Annotated in this window: 15 protein-coding genes and 1 pseudogene; 3 read left to right on the forward strand and 13 right to left on the reverse strand. The window is 60.1% G+C overall.

The features are described 5' to 3' along the window. Positions 1-36: 36 nt before the first annotated feature. The 3 genes from E1573_RS19180 (at position 37) to E1573_RS19190 (ending at position 2,797) form a co-directional block, all read left to right on the forward strand. Positions 37-1,470, forward strand: a complete 1,434-nt coding sequence (locus tag E1573_RS19180) for an NAD(P)/FAD-dependent oxidoreductase (protein ID WP_133216147.1) — start codon at positions 37-39, stop codon at positions 1,468-1,470. 99 nt (positions 1,471-1,569) lie between these two features. After that, a complete protein-coding gene (locus tag E1573_RS19185; RefSeq protein WP_133216193.1) occupies positions 1,570-1,920 on the forward strand; it encodes a hypothetical protein in 351 nt (116 codons plus the stop codon). A gap of 160 nt (positions 1,921-2,080) precedes the next feature. Further along, positions 2,081-2,797 carry a glycosyltransferase family 25 protein gene (locus E1573_RS19190; protein ID WP_133216148.1) on the forward strand — a complete coding sequence of 239 codons (717 nt, stop codon included), beginning with the start codon at positions 2,081-2,083 and terminating at the stop codon, positions 2,795-2,797. A gap of 394 nt (positions 2,798-3,191) precedes the next feature. On the opposite strand, the gene E1573_RS19200 is transcribed toward E1573_RS19190, so the two are convergent. The 13 genes and pseudogenes from E1573_RS19200 to E1573_RS19260 all read right to left on the reverse strand — a co-directional run bounded on the left by E1573_RS19200 (position 3,192) and on the right by E1573_RS19260 (position 14,363). Then, positions 3,192-5,402: a TonB-dependent receptor gene (locus E1573_RS19200; RefSeq protein ID WP_133216150.1), complete on the reverse strand. Its 2,211-nt coding sequence runs from the start codon at positions 5,400-5,402 to the stop codon at positions 3,192-3,194. Between the two features lie 85 nt (positions 5,403-5,487). After that, entirely contained in the window at positions 5,488-6,426 is a 939-nt protein-coding gene (locus E1573_RS19205; RefSeq protein ID WP_133216151.1) for a DUF4880 domain-containing protein, read from the reverse strand. Beyond that, positions 6,423-6,938, reverse strand: a complete 516-nt coding sequence (locus E1573_RS19210; protein WP_256659582.1) for a sigma-70 family RNA polymerase sigma factor — start codon at positions 6,936-6,938, stop codon at positions 6,423-6,425. The genes E1573_RS19205 and E1573_RS19210 overlap by 4 nt, the downstream gene beginning before the upstream one ends. 88 nt (positions 6,939-7,026) lie before the next feature. Then, positions 7,027-7,449: a PaaI family thioesterase gene (locus tag E1573_RS19215; protein ID WP_133216152.1), complete on the reverse strand. Its 423-nt coding sequence runs from the start codon at positions 7,447-7,449 to the stop codon at positions 7,027-7,029. Positions 7,450-7,469: 20 nt separating this feature from the next. Next, positions 7,470-7,907, reverse strand: coding sequence for a hypothetical protein (locus tag E1573_RS19220; protein ID WP_133216153.1), 438 nt, complete (start codon positions 7,905-7,907; stop codon positions 7,470-7,472). Between the two features lie 76 nt (positions 7,908-7,983). After that, a pseudogene (locus tag E1573_RS19225) lies at positions 7,984-8,217 on the reverse strand (hypothetical protein); the annotation flags it as partial. 69 nt (positions 8,218-8,286) lie between these two features. Beyond that, positions 8,287-9,087, reverse strand: coding sequence for a 4-hydroxy-2-oxoheptanedioate aldolase (gene hpaI, locus E1573_RS19230; RefSeq protein ID WP_133216154.1), 801 nt, complete (start codon positions 9,085-9,087; stop codon positions 8,287-8,289). Positions 9,088-9,109: 22 nt separating this feature from the next. After that, positions 9,110-9,913 (reverse strand): 2-oxo-hept-4-ene-1,7-dioate hydratase, encoded by an 804-nt coding sequence (gene hpaH / locus E1573_RS19235; RefSeq protein ID WP_133216155.1) that lies wholly within the window; start codon positions 9,911-9,913, stop codon positions 9,110-9,112. 8 nt (positions 9,914-9,921) lie between these two features. Beyond that, on the reverse strand, positions 9,922-10,332 hold the full coding sequence (locus tag E1573_RS19240; RefSeq protein ID WP_133216156.1) for a 5-carboxymethyl-2-hydroxymuconate Delta-isomerase: 411 nt from the start codon (positions 10,330-10,332) through the stop codon (positions 9,922-9,924). A 72-nt stretch (positions 10,333-10,404) separates the two neighbouring features. After that, positions 10,405-11,328, reverse strand: coding sequence for a 3,4-dihydroxyphenylacetate 2,3-dioxygenase (gene hpaD / locus E1573_RS19245; RefSeq protein ID WP_133216157.1), 924 nt, complete (start codon positions 11,326-11,328; stop codon positions 10,405-10,407). A 117-nt stretch (positions 11,329-11,445) separates the two neighbouring features. Continuing rightward, a complete protein-coding gene (hpaE, locus tag E1573_RS19250) occupies positions 11,446-12,906 on the reverse strand; it encodes a 5-carboxymethyl-2-hydroxymuconate semialdehyde dehydrogenase (RefSeq protein WP_133216158.1) in 1,461 nt (486 codons plus the stop codon). Positions 12,907-12,931: 25 nt separating this feature from the next. Then, positions 12,932-13,696 carry a fumarylacetoacetate hydrolase family protein gene (locus E1573_RS19255; protein ID WP_133216159.1) on the reverse strand — a complete coding sequence of 255 codons (765 nt, stop codon included), beginning with the start codon at positions 13,694-13,696 and terminating at the stop codon, positions 12,932-12,934. Positions 13,697-13,706: 10 nt separating this feature from the next. Further along, positions 13,707-14,363, reverse strand: a complete 657-nt coding sequence (locus E1573_RS19260; RefSeq protein WP_133216160.1) for a fumarylacetoacetate hydrolase family protein — start codon at positions 14,361-14,363, stop codon at positions 13,707-13,709. Positions 14,364-14,529 lie beyond the last annotated feature (166 nt).

A 14,529-nucleotide genomic window follows, 5' to 3' on the forward strand; every position in this document is an offset into this window, starting at 1 on the left:
TGGAAGAGGTCACTCCAACGTGGTGAGGCCGTATCCATGAACACCTCCCTGGCGACGGATTATCTGGTGATCGGCGCGGGCGCTACAGCGATGGCCTTCGTCGATACTATGCTCGATGAATCTGATGCTCATGTGCTGATGGTCGATCGTCATGCGCAACCCGGCGGGCATTGGAACGACACTTACGCCTTTGTCCGTCTGCATCAGCCGTCAGCCTTCTATGGTGTTAACTCTCGCGCATTGGGCTCGGGTCGAAAGGACGATTCCGAGTGGGGCGGCGGCTTGTATGAGCTGGCGTCGGGCGCGGAAATTGTCAGTTACTTCGACCAGTTGATGCAGCAACGCTTCTTGCCGTCGGGGCGCGTGCATTATTTGCCGATGCACAGCTACGAGGGCGACCGCAGCGAACGCCATAGCATCACCTCCCTGCTGACTGGCGACAGCAGTACCGTGCAGGTGCGCAAAAAAGTGGTGGATGCAACCATTGCGCAGACCGCCGTACCGTCCACCCATCCACCGCGCTACCGGGTAGGCCCCGGTGTCTGCTGCATACCGCTGAACGACTTGGTCAATGTCGCGCACCCCTACGCGCGATACGTTGTGGTGGGTGGCGGCAAGACAGGCATCGATGCTTGCCTGTGGCTGCTGCACAACGGCGTGGCACCGGCAACGCTGCAATGGATCATCCCCAACGATTGCTGGTTTCTCGACCGCGCCAATATTCAGCCGGGTCAGGAGAACCTGCTGCGTACCATTGGCAGCCTTGCCAACCAGTTTGAGGCCATCGGCGCTGCAGACTCGCTGCCTGACCTGATGCTCCGGCTTGAGCGCGCTGGCGAGCTGCTGCGCCTCGACCCCTCAGTAATGCCCAGCGCCTTTCGCGCTGCGACCATTACCCAGGCCGAATTGAATGCCCTGCGGCGTATCGAAAATGTGGTGCGTTTGGGGCGGGTCTGCGCCATTGAGGCCGATCGCATCGCTCTGGAGCGGGGCAGTATTGCGGCAGTATCCAACGCCCTTTACGTGGATTGCAGCGCGAGCGCTGTGCCCTTTATTCCCCACGGTAGCCTGAAAGCCTTTGATGGCAATCGCGTCAACGTATTGACCGTGAGCAGTTATCAACTGCTGTTCAGTGCGGCACTGATCGCTTATGTCGAATGCCACCTCGATGATCAGGTGCAGATGAATCAGCTGTGTGGCTTTGTTCCACCGCCTCACTCACCACAAGACTGGCTGAACATGTGGGCCGCCTACCTTGATAACCAACGGCAATGGAAACATCACGCCGGTTTGTCCAGTTGGTTGGCGCGTTGTCATTTGCATCTGTTGCCCACCGTCATGCAAGCCCTGCAGGAGGGTGATCCTGCGAAGTTGGCCGTGTTGAATCGGTTTGCCCAAGCCCGAAAACAAGCCTTGGATAATTTACCCAGGCTGTTACAGGCAGTGGCTGATTCAACCCAGTCGTCTTGAGCAATCGACATGGTTTGCTCTCTTGATATCCATTTTTCAATGGGGGAGTCGGAGGGTTCTGCTATGAAAGGTTCCGCGAAAGTGTCGGCGTTACAGCCGATGTTCGGCGGTTTTATATTTTCGTTATTTATTGGGTTTTTCCTTGCCGGTTGTGCACACAACCCCGATATACGGATGGGGCCAGACAACACCTCGGGTACCACTGTGAATAATCCTTCCAGTTACCTGGGTTGTGTGCAGGGCGAGCTTCCGAAACATACCAAGGTCTATACGCAGCAGGAAAACAATACACTTCAACTCTTCGTCGACAGCACCGACCCCAACAAGGCCGCAGGGCTTGTCGAAATCAAAGACAACGGCAGCCAGCATCATTATGTGGCTTATCAGCGCGATGCCTGGTATGACCACGGACGGCTACTGGACGCCGCGCTCACCTGCTCCAGAGCCTAGAAACCTGTAGGAGCGGGCTTGCCCCGCGATGCGATGCGACTGGCAATCCGCAATCGCGCGGCAAGCCCGCTCCCACTGAGTTCAATATCCAGGCTATGTGCCAACCAGCTCCTATACTGCAATCCAAATGCCCTTAATGCCTGCGCAGAGGACCTGACGGATGAATGTGATCGACTACTTCGATCGAGCCAGAATCATCAACATCGTGTCAAGAAAGGACCGCCGCTTAGAAACCACCGAAGATTTCACCCGTAACGGTTTTCTCATCGATAACGACAAAACTGCTTTTTTCAAGGCCGTGACACCTTCCGAGTTAGAGGGCTTCCCGAGTCTCGGCGCCAGAGGCTGTTTTATGAGTCATCTGGGCATCATGCAAGAGGCCGTACACGCAGATTTGAACAACATCTTGATCATGGAAGACGACATCCAGTTTTCCAAATGCATCGCCAGTTATGGAAAACAGGCCGTCGAGGCGCTAGAAGGAATGGACTGGGACATCGTCTACTTTGGTCATCCGTTTGACGGTGACTCAAGTTCTCCCAGCTGGAAAGTGGTCGATCGACCCGTGCATTTAAGCCATTTCTATGCTGTAAACGGTCAGTGCATCGAGCGACTAAGAGACTTTCTCCTTCAGCTTCTGCAACGCCCGCCAGGGCATCCGGATGGCGGGCCGATGCATTACGATGCGGCGCTCAATACCCTGATCCACAGTCAAAAAGACGTGAAGGCCTATTACTTCACCTGGAACCTGGGTTATCAGCGGCCGTCACGCACAGACTTGCATGACCTGTCGATCATGGACAGGTCCGCGCTGCTGCGGCCGGTGATGACCATGCTCAGACGGTTAAAGGCCAGAGGCCTGCGGGCCATCCGCTAGGGCGTAATCTGCACCTTCGAGGAAAAAGTGCAGCGGTAGCGGGGGCGGTGTGTCGATCGATGAAACCTCGATCGCCCCCACCACGAGGGGCTGGCGTTGTTCGACTATGATCGCTTCCTGCGCCAGCCGTTTGACCATGGTCGCGTGGTTCATTGCGATTTCACTGAGCGTTGACACGTTACATCTCCGATGACTGGGCAGGCGCTTCGTAGCGACCCTTAAACGTTAATTTTGCTCGCTGCCGCGTCAGAATTACGTCTTTTCGGGGCCGCTGGGGCCGCTTGTGCAATCGCCACGCCAAAAGAGCTGGAAAATTGACTGTTGCACTGGCCAATGCGACGAGTGGACGCGGACGCCCACTTCGCCTGCCGGAAAGAAGCAATCCAAGTGCGTGTCAGAACGCCAAGGTGAAACCGACATAGAACGTGCGGCTCAACTCGATGTAGTCGCTGTCACGGGCGGCCGAGTCGCGCTTGGTGTCGCCGAGGTTCTTCACGCCACCATTCAGGCTCAGTTGCGGGGTCAGTTGGTACTGGCTGCCGAGGTTGACCAAGTGATAGGCGGCGCTGTCTACGTCGGTGTTGCTGATGGTGTTACGCAACACCTGGCTGCCGATGTACTGGTAGCCCAGCTGTGCTTGCCAGCGCTGGCTGACTTGCCAGTTGAGGTCGGCATTACCGGTATGCTTTGGCACCTGACGCAGCTCCTCGCCGGTGTCGCGGTCTTCGGCTTCAGTAAAGGTGTAGTTGGCCGTCAGCTTCAGGCTGTCGCTCAGTTGCGTGGTAGAGAACAGCTCGACACCCTGGGTGCGGGCGCTGCTGACGTTGTAGTAGGTCAGCACCGAAGGCGTGTGGCCACGACGCCAGCCGTCAGCGAGGATCATGTCCTTGATGTCGTTGTAGAACAGGTTGGCACCCAGTTCGAGCCGTTCGCTCTGGTACATCGTGCCGATTTCGTAGGAGGTTGCGGTTTCCGGCTTCAGGTCCGGGTTACCGGCCACCACACAGCGACCACGGCAGGCGGCAATCGCATAGCTGGGGTCGGACTGGCTGATGCTCGGGGCCTTGAAGGCCTTGCCCACACCCCCTTTGACTACCCACTCATCGGTCAGCGAATACACCGCATACGCACGGGGGCTGAACTCGGAACCGAACGATTTGTGATCATCCAGACGACCGCCGAGGGTCAGGCGCAGGTCGCCGAGGCCGATTTCGTCTTGCAGGTAAAGCGCACGCTGGAAGTCGGTGGTGCCGCCATTGTTGAGGTTCTGGTTGTGCTCCAGCAGGGTATGGCGGTACTCGGCGCCGGCGGTCAGCAGATGGTTGCCCAGCTCGCCGCTGATCTGCCCGTCGATGGTCTGGTTACGCTGGCGGACATCACCGACCATACCGCGCAGGCTGGTGGTCAGTTGCGAGTCGTCGTTGAGGTTGACCTGTTCGTGGTAGTAGCGCAGGCGGGTGTTGCCTTGCTCCAACTGGGCGTTGTGGGTCAGGCCAAAGGTGAAACGTTCCATTTCCTGTTGGTTGCGCGGGAAGTTGACGTTGGAGTTGTTCCATACACCGTCGCGCTGGTCGTTGCGGGCACTGAAGTCCAGCTCCAGGTCCTGGCTGTCGTCGATCAGCCAGATCAGGTTGGACATCAGCGCCCAGTTCTGGCGTTGTTCGCGGGCATGGGCGCGGTCGTCCGAGGTCATGCTGGTTTTCCAGGCGGCCTGGTCACTGCCGTCGAGCAACAGGTTGGCGAGCAGGCGGTCCTTGATCAACGGCCCTGCGGTGTAGATCGTGCTGTTGTGCACATCGCCGCCTTCGCCGGATGGCGTGTGGTGATAGCTGTAGCTCAACGAGCCCTCGGCTTCGTTGCCGGGACGGCGCAGGATCACGTTGATGACCCCACCCATGGCATCGGCGCCGTACAGGGATGACATCGGGCCACGAATGACCTCGATGCGCTCTACGGCGTTCAGTGGGATGGCCGAGAGGTCGAAATCGTTGGCGTAGTTACTGGTCAGGGCGTCACGCGAGTTGATGCGACGGCCGTTGACCAGTAGCAGGGTGTAGTCAGAGTCCAGGCCACGCATTTTGATCTTGTGGCGGCCATAGGTGGAAGACGCTGCAATGCTCACCCCAGGGACTTTGGCCACGGCTTCGGAAAGGTCCAGTGCCTGCATCTGCTGCAACTGCTCGCGGTTGATCACACTGACACTGGCGGGTGCGGTGAGTTCGCTGTGCTCCGTCTGGCTGGCGGTGATCACCATGTTGTCCAGGTTCAGGGCGGTGCTGTTGACAGGTTCCAGCGCCCAAATCTGTTCGCCAACCTGACGAGCTTTCAGCCCGCTGTTTTGCAGCAGGCGATCGAGCGCCTGCTTGACGTCGTATTCGCCCTGGAGTGCGGGTGCTTGCTTGCCTGCCAGCAGTGTTGGATCAAGGGGCAAGGTGATGCCGGCTTGCTGGGCGAATTGGCTCAGGGCGTCTTCCAGCGTGGCCGCCTGCACGTTGTAAGTCGCTGCGCTGCTGGCGGCCAACGCGCTGGTGGCTGTCAGGGGCAGGGTGCTTGCGACCAGGACGGCATTGAGCATGAGCGCGAGGCGGTGTTTGCGGTGATGCATGAACGTGAAGCTCCTTCGACAAATGCGTGTTTTTCTCTTATGTCGAAGGGCGCGCAGAAACCCGTAATCACCGACGTAAAAAAAATCAGGCCGGTACGATCCGTGCCCATAGCCGGGACAGTCGTTGGGTTTTCACCGGCAATGAGGCGCTGAGCACATCCAGTGTGCGTTCGATATCGTCCAGCTGAAAAACGCCAGACACTGGCAGGTTGGCGACTTCGCTGGCGCACTGCAGCCAGCCGTGGCGGTAACGCCCCAGCTCTTCAACCAGTTGTGCCAGTGCAATGCGTTTGACCACCAACCGGCCCTCCACCCACGTGCCAGGGATCATGTGGGTGTCTGGCAGTGGCTGCCGGCCGTGTGCGTCGATCAGCCACTGCTGACCTGCATTCACTTGAACCGCAGGATGCCCGGCGACACGGAGCTCAGCGTTGCCTTCGAGCATCGCCAAGTGATGTTGGCGCCCTAAGCGCTGAAGGTCGAAGCGCGCATGTCGGGTGTGCAGCAGCAATTCACCGCTGCGTACCTGCAGGGGCGAAAGGCCCGGTGCATGGTGAGCTATTTGAATCTGCCCATGTTGCAGGGCAATGAGTAGAGGCTGCGCAGGGCTTGAGCGGCCAATCGCGCTGTCGGTGTTCAACCACAACTGGGTATGTTCGGCCAAGGTCAACTGACGGCGCTGGCCGACGGCGGTGGTAAAGCCAGCGGGCGTTGATGGCGGTGTGTTGAGTACCAGCCAGCTGGCACCCAGCAAGCCAAGTAGCTTCAGGGCATGACGCCGGGTAATCGGGGAGCGCCCAGCGTCATCGAGGGCCTGGCGCACAATGCGTGCCTGGGGCGTCGGTATGTCGAACAGCCCTTCACTGGCCTGCAATGCCTGCCAGGCTGCTTCATGACGAGGGCAGGCCGCACGCCAGCGGCTGCACGCTTGCCACAGTTCTTCAGGGGCGTCACCTGAGCGCAGGCGCACCATCCAGGTGATGGCGTGCTCCAGCACATCCTCGTCTACCGGGCTGGAATTCATGACAACTGGGCTTGATAGCAGTGGCGGATGGCGGCGGCCATGTACTTCTCCACTGAACTCAAGCACACCCCGAGGTGCACGGCGATATCGCGGTAAGGCATGCCTTCCAGCCGTGACAGCAAATACGCAGTGCGTACGTTGGCTGGCAAGCCATCGAGCAGGGCATCGATGCGCACCAGGGTTTCAAGCAACAGCAGGCGGTCTTCGGGTGATACCTCAAACGCCTCGGGTTGGCTGGCAAGTACCTGCAGATAGGCCTGTTCGAGGCGTTGTCGACGTAGGCGATCAACCATCAGTCCTTTAGCGACCGTGGTTAACCAGGCACGGGGTTGCTGCAGCTCATCGCCCGCAGCGGGGCGGCCAAGCAGTTGCACGAAGGTGTCTTGCATCAAATCTGCAGCGGTCTCGCGATGCTGCAGACGTTTGCGCAGCCAGTTCAGCAGCCAGGCGTGATGATCGGTGTAGAGGTCGTGCAGTTGCTGACGACGGGCAGTGGACAAGGCTAGGGGCACCGAAGCTCCTTGGTGCAAACATGCTAATGAAAACGAGTCTCATTATGAATGTTTGTGTCCTGCTTTGTCCAAGCCTTGATGGCCGCGCCTACAACCGGATGATTTTGAACGTTGCCGTGGCGGTTGCCAGAATGTTGTCGTCACTGTCTTTGAGCATGCCAGCGGTGTACCAGTATTTAGGCCCACATTTAACCAGCCTGCCGATGCCTGTGATGTGCCCTGGCTTGGCTGCTCGTTTGTAAAACGTACTCAATTTGACGGTGACCGCCCCTTGGTTTTTTTCAAGATTGGCATAAACCGTCGGGCCCATGGTGTCGTCGAGCATCGCGGTCATCATGCCGCCCTGAATACCACCCAGCGGGTTGGTGAAGGTGGCCAGTGCATTGAATGAAACTTCGATTTGTCGATGCTTAGGGATGTAGTCGATGAACGACCAGCCGAGTAGGTAGGCGGCATTGGGTAGAGGATCTTTACCCTCGACCATGCGCCAGAACGGATTGTCCCTATCCATGTTCAATCTTCCTCTGGTGTTTATGTGTGATGCCCGGCGAGCAGGGCGAAGACAAAACCCACTACGGTCAATAGCGCCACCAAGGCACTGGTCAATGTAGGAGGCTTGGCGCCTGTTTGGCGGCGAACGCGGGTGGTGACAACAATTGCCGGCGTGATCATCAACAAACAGAACCCTTGAAAACTGATGAGTTGAAGCAGCCCGCTGGACACAAAGAATACGCCGTAGAGCAGCATCAGCCCTGCGCAAGCCAAGGCCAGCCAAGCCCAACCGACGATTCGTATCAGCGCCATCAAGAGCACCTGCAAGCGAGGGTCCAGGTCGCTCCAGGGGCGGGCAACGGCATCACGGTGATAAGGCATGAACTGTGTGCGCGTCAGGTAAATGACAGCGAAGGCTGCAAGGATCACAAAAGCCAGCAGGTAGCTGCTGATCGCGAGCCAGGTGAACAGGGGCATGGCCAGACTCCGTTGGTACCAACGTGTGCAGGCCTATATTCATTCGGGAGCGCGTGGCGGTCTACTGACAGAAATATCAGGTCGGGCTTGACCGGTGGGAGCGGGCTTGCTGTGGGAGCGGGGCGTCTTTGAAGGCGCAGGCCAAGGTCTGCAAACCGCGCATCAATACGGTGGTGTCTACGCCAACCGCGACGAAGCGCGCGCCCAGCTCGATGTAACGACGCGCCAGGGTCTGGTCGGCACTGAGAATGCCCGCTGCCTTGCCTGCCTTCTGGATGCGCACGATGGCGTCTTCAATCGCGGCCTGTACCCTTGCCCCGCGATGCGATGTGATTGAAAGACCGCAATCGCGGGGCAAGCCCGCTCCCACCAGTGCGCGTTAGTAAACTCCACCTCCGGTGGTGGGGAGCGGGGCGTCTTTGAAGGCGCAGGCCAAGGTCTGCAAACCGCGCATCAATACGGTGGTGTCTACGCCAACCGCGACGAAGCGCGCGCCCAGCTCGATGTAACGACGCGCCAGGGTCTGGTCGGCACTGAGAATGCCCGCTGCCTTGCCTGCCTTCTGGATGCGCACGATGGCGTCTTCAATCGCGGCCTGTACCTCAGGATGCCCGGGGTTACCGCGGTGGCCCATGGCTGCGCTCAGGTCAGCCGGGCCAATGAACACGCCATCCACGCCATCGACTGCCGCAATCTCGTCGAGCCTGGCCAGGCCTTCGAGGTTTTCGATCTGCACCAGCAGGCACATCTGTTCATCAGCCTGGTCAAGGTAGCCGGGGATGCTGTTCCAGCGCGAAGCACGGGCCAGGGCACTGCCCACACCGCGTACGCCGCTGGGCGGGTAATGGATGGCGCGTACCAGCTCACGGGCTTGCTCGGCGCTTTCGACCATCGGCACCAGCAAGGTCTGGGCGCCGATGTCGAGGATCTGCTTGATCAGCGCGGTATCACCGATAACCGGGCGAATGATCGCTTGCGCAGCATAGGGCGCGACGGCTTGTAGCTGGCCGAGCATGCCGCGCAGGTCATTGGGGGCGTGTTCACCGTCGATCAGCAGCCAGTCGAATCCGGCGTTGGCCGCAAGCTCGGCGCAGTACGGGTCGGCCAGGCCAAGCCACAGGCCGATCTGCGCCTCGCCGGATATCAGGCGTTGCTTGAAGGTGTTGATGGGCATTTGCATAACCGCGCTTCTCCCTGGAGGCTCAGACAAAGCGGCAGGCGATGCTGCCGAGCATGTCGTAATCGACGTGGAAGGTGTCACCGGGGCTGGCAGCCACCGGGCGAGTGAAGGAACCGCCGAGGATGATCTGCCCAGGTTCGAGGGTTACGTCGTAAGGCGCCAGTTTGTTGGCCAGCCAGGCCACGCCTTTGGCCGGATGGTTGAGCACCGCAGCCGACACCCCGGATTCCTCGATCACGCCGTTGCGATACAGCACGGCCGGCACTTTGCGCAGGTCGATCTCGGTCGGTCGCACCGCGCGCCCGCCCATGACCACACCGGCGTTGGCAGCGTTGTCGGAGATAGTGTCGAAGACTTTGCGCGTCGCCTTGGTGTGCGGGTCGATCTGCTGAATGCGCGCGTCGATGATCTCCAGTGCCGGGATCACCCACTCGGTCGCGTCGAGCACGTCAAACACCGTGACGTTCGGCCCTTTCAGCGGCTTGCCGAGAATGAACGCCAGCTCCACTTCTACACGCGGCACGATGAAGCGCTCGAAAGGAATGTCGCTGCCTTCATCGAACAGCATGTCATCGAGCAGCGCGCCGTAGTCGGGTTCGGTGATGTTCGACGAAACCTGCATGGCGCGGGAGGTCAGGCCAATTTTGTGGCCGACCAGCTTACGCCCGCTGGCGATTTTTTGGGCCACCCAGGCGCGCTGAATTGCGTAGGCATCGTCGATGGTGATTTCGGGGTAGTCCAGCGAGAACTGGCGTACCTGTTCGCGCGAACGTTCCGCCGCGTCGAGGCGGGCAGCGGCCTGTTGGATGAGCGTGGCGTCAAGCATGTGAAACCTCAGGAATGCGTGTTGAACAGGGGATGCAGGCTGCTGTGTTTACCGTCGTACACTTGGCCGGGGCTTTGATCGATCTGCACGGTGATGCCCACCGGGCGCTGCTGCAGCAGGTCGTCGAGATGGTTGCGCAGCACCGCCAGCAGGCTGTCGCCCACGGCCTTGTGTACCGTCGCGCTGCGCCCGGCGCCCATGCGCAGGTTGGCGTAGAGAAAACCGTAGTCGCCCTTGCCATCGGCCACGGCGCAGTGCGCTGCCGGATAGGCCAGCACACGGGTGCCGCCAGTGGGGAACACCGCTTTGCCAGCCTCGTCACGTTGCTGCAGCATGCTGTCGGCCAGAGCACGGCACAGGCCGGGGATATCCGCCTGCTGTTCAAGGTCGGGGGTGTAGAGCAGTACCAGGTGAGGCATGGTGGTTATCCTGGGGGAAGACCAGCACAGGGTCGCCCCGGTGTGGGCGGCGGCCGCTGTGCGGGGCATTGATCAGAGCCGGCTGGTAGACACCACGCCGTCCGGGTTGGAGGCCTGCGCCGGGGGCAGGCTTGAGCCGTCCTGTGGCGTGACCGGGAACACTGCGTTGATTTGCCCGGTACCGGAAGCGGCGAAGTAGGGCGTCAGCACTTCGGCCTTGGCGTCGTACTTCGACCAGCCCAGGGCACCCAGGAGCATGGCGGTGTCATGCATGAAACCTTCACCATGACCTTTGGCGGCGTACTCCGGCAGCATGGCGCAAAAGGCCTCCCACTCGGCGTTTTCCCACATCTGAATCACACGCTCGTCGAGGTTCTGCAGGAACGGGCTCCAGATTTTCGTGGCGAATTCCGGCGCCTGGCCATTCTGGGCAAAACGGTGCGACAACGAGCCGCTGGCCAGAAACGCCACGGTGCCGTCGTACTGTTCTTCCACCGCCTTGCGCATGGCCCAGCCGAGGCGGGCGCTATCGTTCAGGTAGTGCGAGGTGCACAGCGACGAGACCGAGACCACCTTGAAGTGCTGGTCGGCATTCATGTAGCGCATCGGTACCAGGGTGCCGTACTCCGGTGCCAGGGTAGTGGCATCGTGGGCCATGGTTTCAACGCCGAACTGATTGCACACCTCGGCCAGCAGCTTGCCCAGCTGCGGGTTGCCAGGGAATTCGTATTCCATGTTGCTGATGAAGTGCGGCAACTCGTTGCTGGTGTACAGCCCTTTGAAGTGCGCGGCGCAGTTGATGTGGTAATTGGCGTTCACCAGCCAATGGGTATCGAACACCACGATGGTGTCCACGCCCAGTTCGCGGCACCGTCGGCTGATCTCGATATGACCGTCGATGGCCGCCTTGCGAAAGCCCTGGCGCGGGCCCGGCAGTTCGGACAGGTACATCGATGGTACGTGGGTGACTTTGGCAGCCAGAGCAAGCTTGCCCATAGTACTTCTCCTAGCGCGGCCCCCAGGGGCCTGATTCTTGTGATTGGTCTGCACGCAGGAAACTGGCGACCCTAACCGGGTTATAAACCCGGTCGGGTCACTCTTGCGAGTGCAACCTCACACGCCCCAACGCGGAATGTGGTGGCTACCCATGGAGATGCACACGTTTTTGATTTCAGCGAACACTTCAAAGCTGTACTCGCCGCCTTCACGGCCGGTGCCCGAGCCTTTCACGCCACCGAACGGTTGACGCAGGTCACGCACGTTCTGGCTGTTGATGAACACCATGCCGGCCTCGATGCCACGGGCCAGTCTGTGGGCCTTGCCGATGTCCTGGGTCCAGATGTACGAGGCCAGGCCGTATTCGGTGTCGTTGGCCAGGCGCAGGGCTTCGGCTTCGTCCTTGAACTTGATCAGGCACACCACCGGCCCGAAGATCTCCTCTTGGGCGATGCGCATGCGGTTGTCGACGTCGGCGAACACGGTCGGCTGAATGAACTGACCTTTAGCCAGGTGCGCAGGCAGATTGGCCGGGCGTTCCAGGCCACCGGCGAGCAGGGTGGCGCCTTCTTCGATGCCGATCTTGATGTAGCCGGTAACCTTGTCGTAGTGGGCCTGGGTGATCATCGAGCCGACCTGGGTTTTCGGGTCGGTCGGGTCACCGACAATCAGGCGTTTGGCGCGGGCGGCAAACTCGGCGACGAACTGGTCGTAGACGGTTTCCTGGATAAAGATACGGCTGCCCGCAGTGCAGCGTTCGCCGTTCAGCGAGAAGATCGTGAACAGCGCGGCGTCGAGGGCGCGGTCGAGGTCGGCGTCGTCGAAAATCAGCACTGGCGACTTGCCGCCCAGTTCCATCGAATATTTTTTCAGGCCGGCGGTCTGCATGATCTTGCGCCCGGTGGCAGTGCCGCCGGTGAACGAGATAGCCCGCACGTCCGAGTGGCGCACCAATGCGTCGCCAGCGGTGGCACCGTAACCCTGCACTACGTTCAGCACGCCTGGCGGAATGCCGGCTTCCAGTGCCAGGCGGCCCAGCTCGTTGGCGGTCAGTGGCGACAGCTCACTCATTTTCAGCACGGCGGTGTTGCCCAGCGCCAGGCATGGCGCGGTTTTCCAGGTGGCGGTCATGAACGGCACGTTCCATGGCGACACCAGGCCGCACACGCCCACGGGCTGATACAGGGTGTAGTTGAGCATCTGATCGTCGACCGGATAGCTATGGCCGTCCATGCGTGTGCAGACTTCGGCAAAGAAGTCGAAGTTGTGCGACGCACGCGGGATCAGCACATTGCGGGTCTGGTGAATGGGCAGGCCGGTGTCGAGGGTTTCCAGTTCAGCCAGCTGTGGCACGTTCTGGTCGATCAGTTCACCCAGTTTGCGCATCAGTTTCGCGCGTTCCTTGGCCGGGGTGTTGGCCCACTTCGGAAAGGCTTCTTTGGCAGCAGCCACGGCCAGGTTGATTTCCTCAGCGCCACCACTGGCCACTTCACCGATGGCTTCACCAGTGGCCGGGTTGTAGTTGGTGAAGGTGTTCTGGCTTTCGACTTCGCGGCCGTTAATCCAATGCTTGATCATGCTGTGTGTCTCTCGTGTTCTGAGGTTAGCCGCGTGCGGCAAAGAATTCGATTTCGCTGACGATACGGTTGACCAAACGGCCCACGCCCTCGACTTCCACCACCACTTCATCGCCAGGCACGACATCGGCCAGGCCCTCGGGCGTGCCGGTGGCGATCATGTCGCCCGGCTGCAGGGTCATGAAGCTGGAGAAGTATTCGATCAGGTAAGGGATGTCGAAGATCATGTCGGCGGTGCTGCCTTCCTGTTTCAACTCGCCATTGATCCAGGTGCGCAGTTTCAGCTTTGACGGGTCGGGCACATCGGCGGCATCGACGATCCACGGGCCGACCGGGGTGGTGCAGTCGCGGTTCTTCACTCGCAAGTTGGGGCGGTAGTAGTTTTCCAGGTAGTCGCGAATGGCGTAGTCGTTGCACACCGTGTAGCCGGCCAGATAGCTCAGGGCATCTTCGCGCTTGACGTTGCGCGCCGGCTTACCGATTACCGCCACCAGCTCGCACTCGTAGTGCATGTACTTGACGTTGTCTGGGCGCCAGGTGACCTGGTTGTGGCCGGTGTAGGTGCCGGGCGACTTGATGAACGCCAACGGCTCGGTCGGTGCCTTGAACGCGAGTTCGGCGGCGTGGTCGGCGTAGTTCAGGCCGAGGGCGAACATACTGCCTTCAGCGGGTGGCAACCACTGCACCTGGTTTTCGGCGAGCAAGCGGCCATCCTGCAGACGAACCGCGTTATCGGCTTCGACGGTCACCGCGTGGATCTGGTTTTCGTAGCGGATGCGGGCGTGTTTCATGGGTCTCTCCTTATTCCGCGACGATGGTGTTGGTCAGGCGGCCCAAGCCGCTGATATCGACGACCACTTGATCGCCTGGCTGCACATCGACACGGCCTTCCGGGGTGCCGGTGATCAGCACATCGCCGGCATGCAGGGTCATGAACTCGCTGAGTTCGGCGATCAGTTGAGGAATGCTGCGCACGAAGTTGGCGGTGGAGTTCTCCTGACGTACCTGGCCATTGACCAGCAAGGTCAGGGTCAGGTTGTGCGGGTCGGCGACCTCGCTCACGGGAATCACTTCACTGCTCAGCGCGCAAAAGCCGTCACGGCATTTGGCTTTCACCGCAGGGCGGTAGTAGCTGTCTTCCGGCAGGCTGAATTCGTTGACGATCAGGTAACCGGCCACATGCTCAAAGGCCTGCTCAGCGCTGACGCGGCTGGCGTCTTTGCCAATGACTACACCCAGCGCCGGGCCAGGCTGCAAACGCTCGCCGCTCGGCGCGACCACCGCCTGGCCATCGCCATTGCGGGTATTGGGGGTTTTGATGAACAGCACCGGTTTGACCGGTGGCTGCTGGTAGGGCGGCTGGTTGAATTCGGCCAGACGGCTTTGCAGCAGGCCGGTGTAGTTCAAGGCGATGCCAAACAGGCTGCCGGTGGCAATTTCGCGGGTGGCGCGACGCATGCTTCACTCCTGGATCGGGCGGCAAGCCGCCGTTGATAGCGTTAGGCGATGCTCTGTGGGGAGGGCAGTCGCCGGAAGATTGTTAACATGCTAATGTTATAATTAATATGTTAACGATGGTCAAGCCATGGTTCACGCCAAGACATGATTGACGGTTTGCCTCGGC

The sequence above is a fragment of the Pseudomonas sp. H9 genome, assembly GCF_004353925.1.
In the GTDB taxonomy this organism is placed as follows: Bacteria; Pseudomonadota; Gammaproteobacteria; order Pseudomonadales; family Pseudomonadaceae; genus Aquipseudomonas.

Coding starts and splice junctions, on each gene's coding strand:
- E1573_RS19260 (WP_133216160.1), bottom strand. CDS start 14,363: ATGCGTCGCGCCACCCGCGAAATTGCCACCGGCAGCCTGTTTGGCATC.
- E1573_RS19215 (WP_133216152.1), bottom strand. CDS start 7,449: ATGGATAGGGACAATCCGTTCTGGCGCATGGTCGAGGGTAAAGATCCT.
- E1573_RS19200 (WP_133216150.1), bottom strand. CDS start 5,402: ATGCATCACCGCAAACACCGCCTCGCGCTCATGCTCAATGCCGTCCTG.
- hpaI (WP_133216154.1), bottom strand. CDS start 9,087: ATGCAAATGCCCATCAACACCTTCAAGCAACGCCTGATATCCGGCGAG.
- E1573_RS19190 (WP_133216148.1), top strand. CDS start 2,081: ATGAATGTGATCGACTACTTCGATCGAGCCAGAATCATCAACATCGTG.
- E1573_RS19180 (WP_133216147.1), top strand. CDS start 37: ATGAACACCTCCCTGGCGACGGATTATCTGGTGATCGGCGCGGGCGCT.
- E1573_RS19240 (WP_133216156.1), bottom strand. CDS start 10,332: ATGCCTCACCTGGTACTGCTCTACACCCCCGACCTTGAACAGCAGGCG.
- hpaE (WP_133216158.1), bottom strand. CDS start 12,906: ATGATCAAGCATTGGATTAACGGCCGCGAAGTCGAAAGCCAGAACACC.
- hpaD (WP_133216157.1), bottom strand. CDS start 11,328: ATGGGCAAGCTTGCTCTGGCTGCCAAAGTCACCCACGTACCATCGATG.
- E1573_RS19220 (WP_133216153.1), bottom strand. CDS start 7,907: ATGCCCCTGTTCACCTGGCTCGCGATCAGCAGCTACCTGCTGGCTTTT.
- hpaH (WP_133216155.1), bottom strand. CDS start 9,913: ATGCTTGACGCCACGCTCATCCAACAGGCCGCTGCCCGCCTCGACGCG.
- E1573_RS19205 (WP_133216151.1), bottom strand. CDS start 6,426: ATGAATTCCAGCCCGGTAGACGAGGATGTGCTGGAGCACGCCATCACC.
- E1573_RS19185 (WP_133216193.1), top strand. CDS start 1,570: ATGTTCGGCGGTTTTATATTTTCGTTATTTATTGGGTTTTTCCTTGCC.
- E1573_RS19255 (WP_133216159.1), bottom strand. CDS start 13,696: ATGAAACACGCCCGCATCCGCTACGAAAACCAGATCCACGCGGTGACC.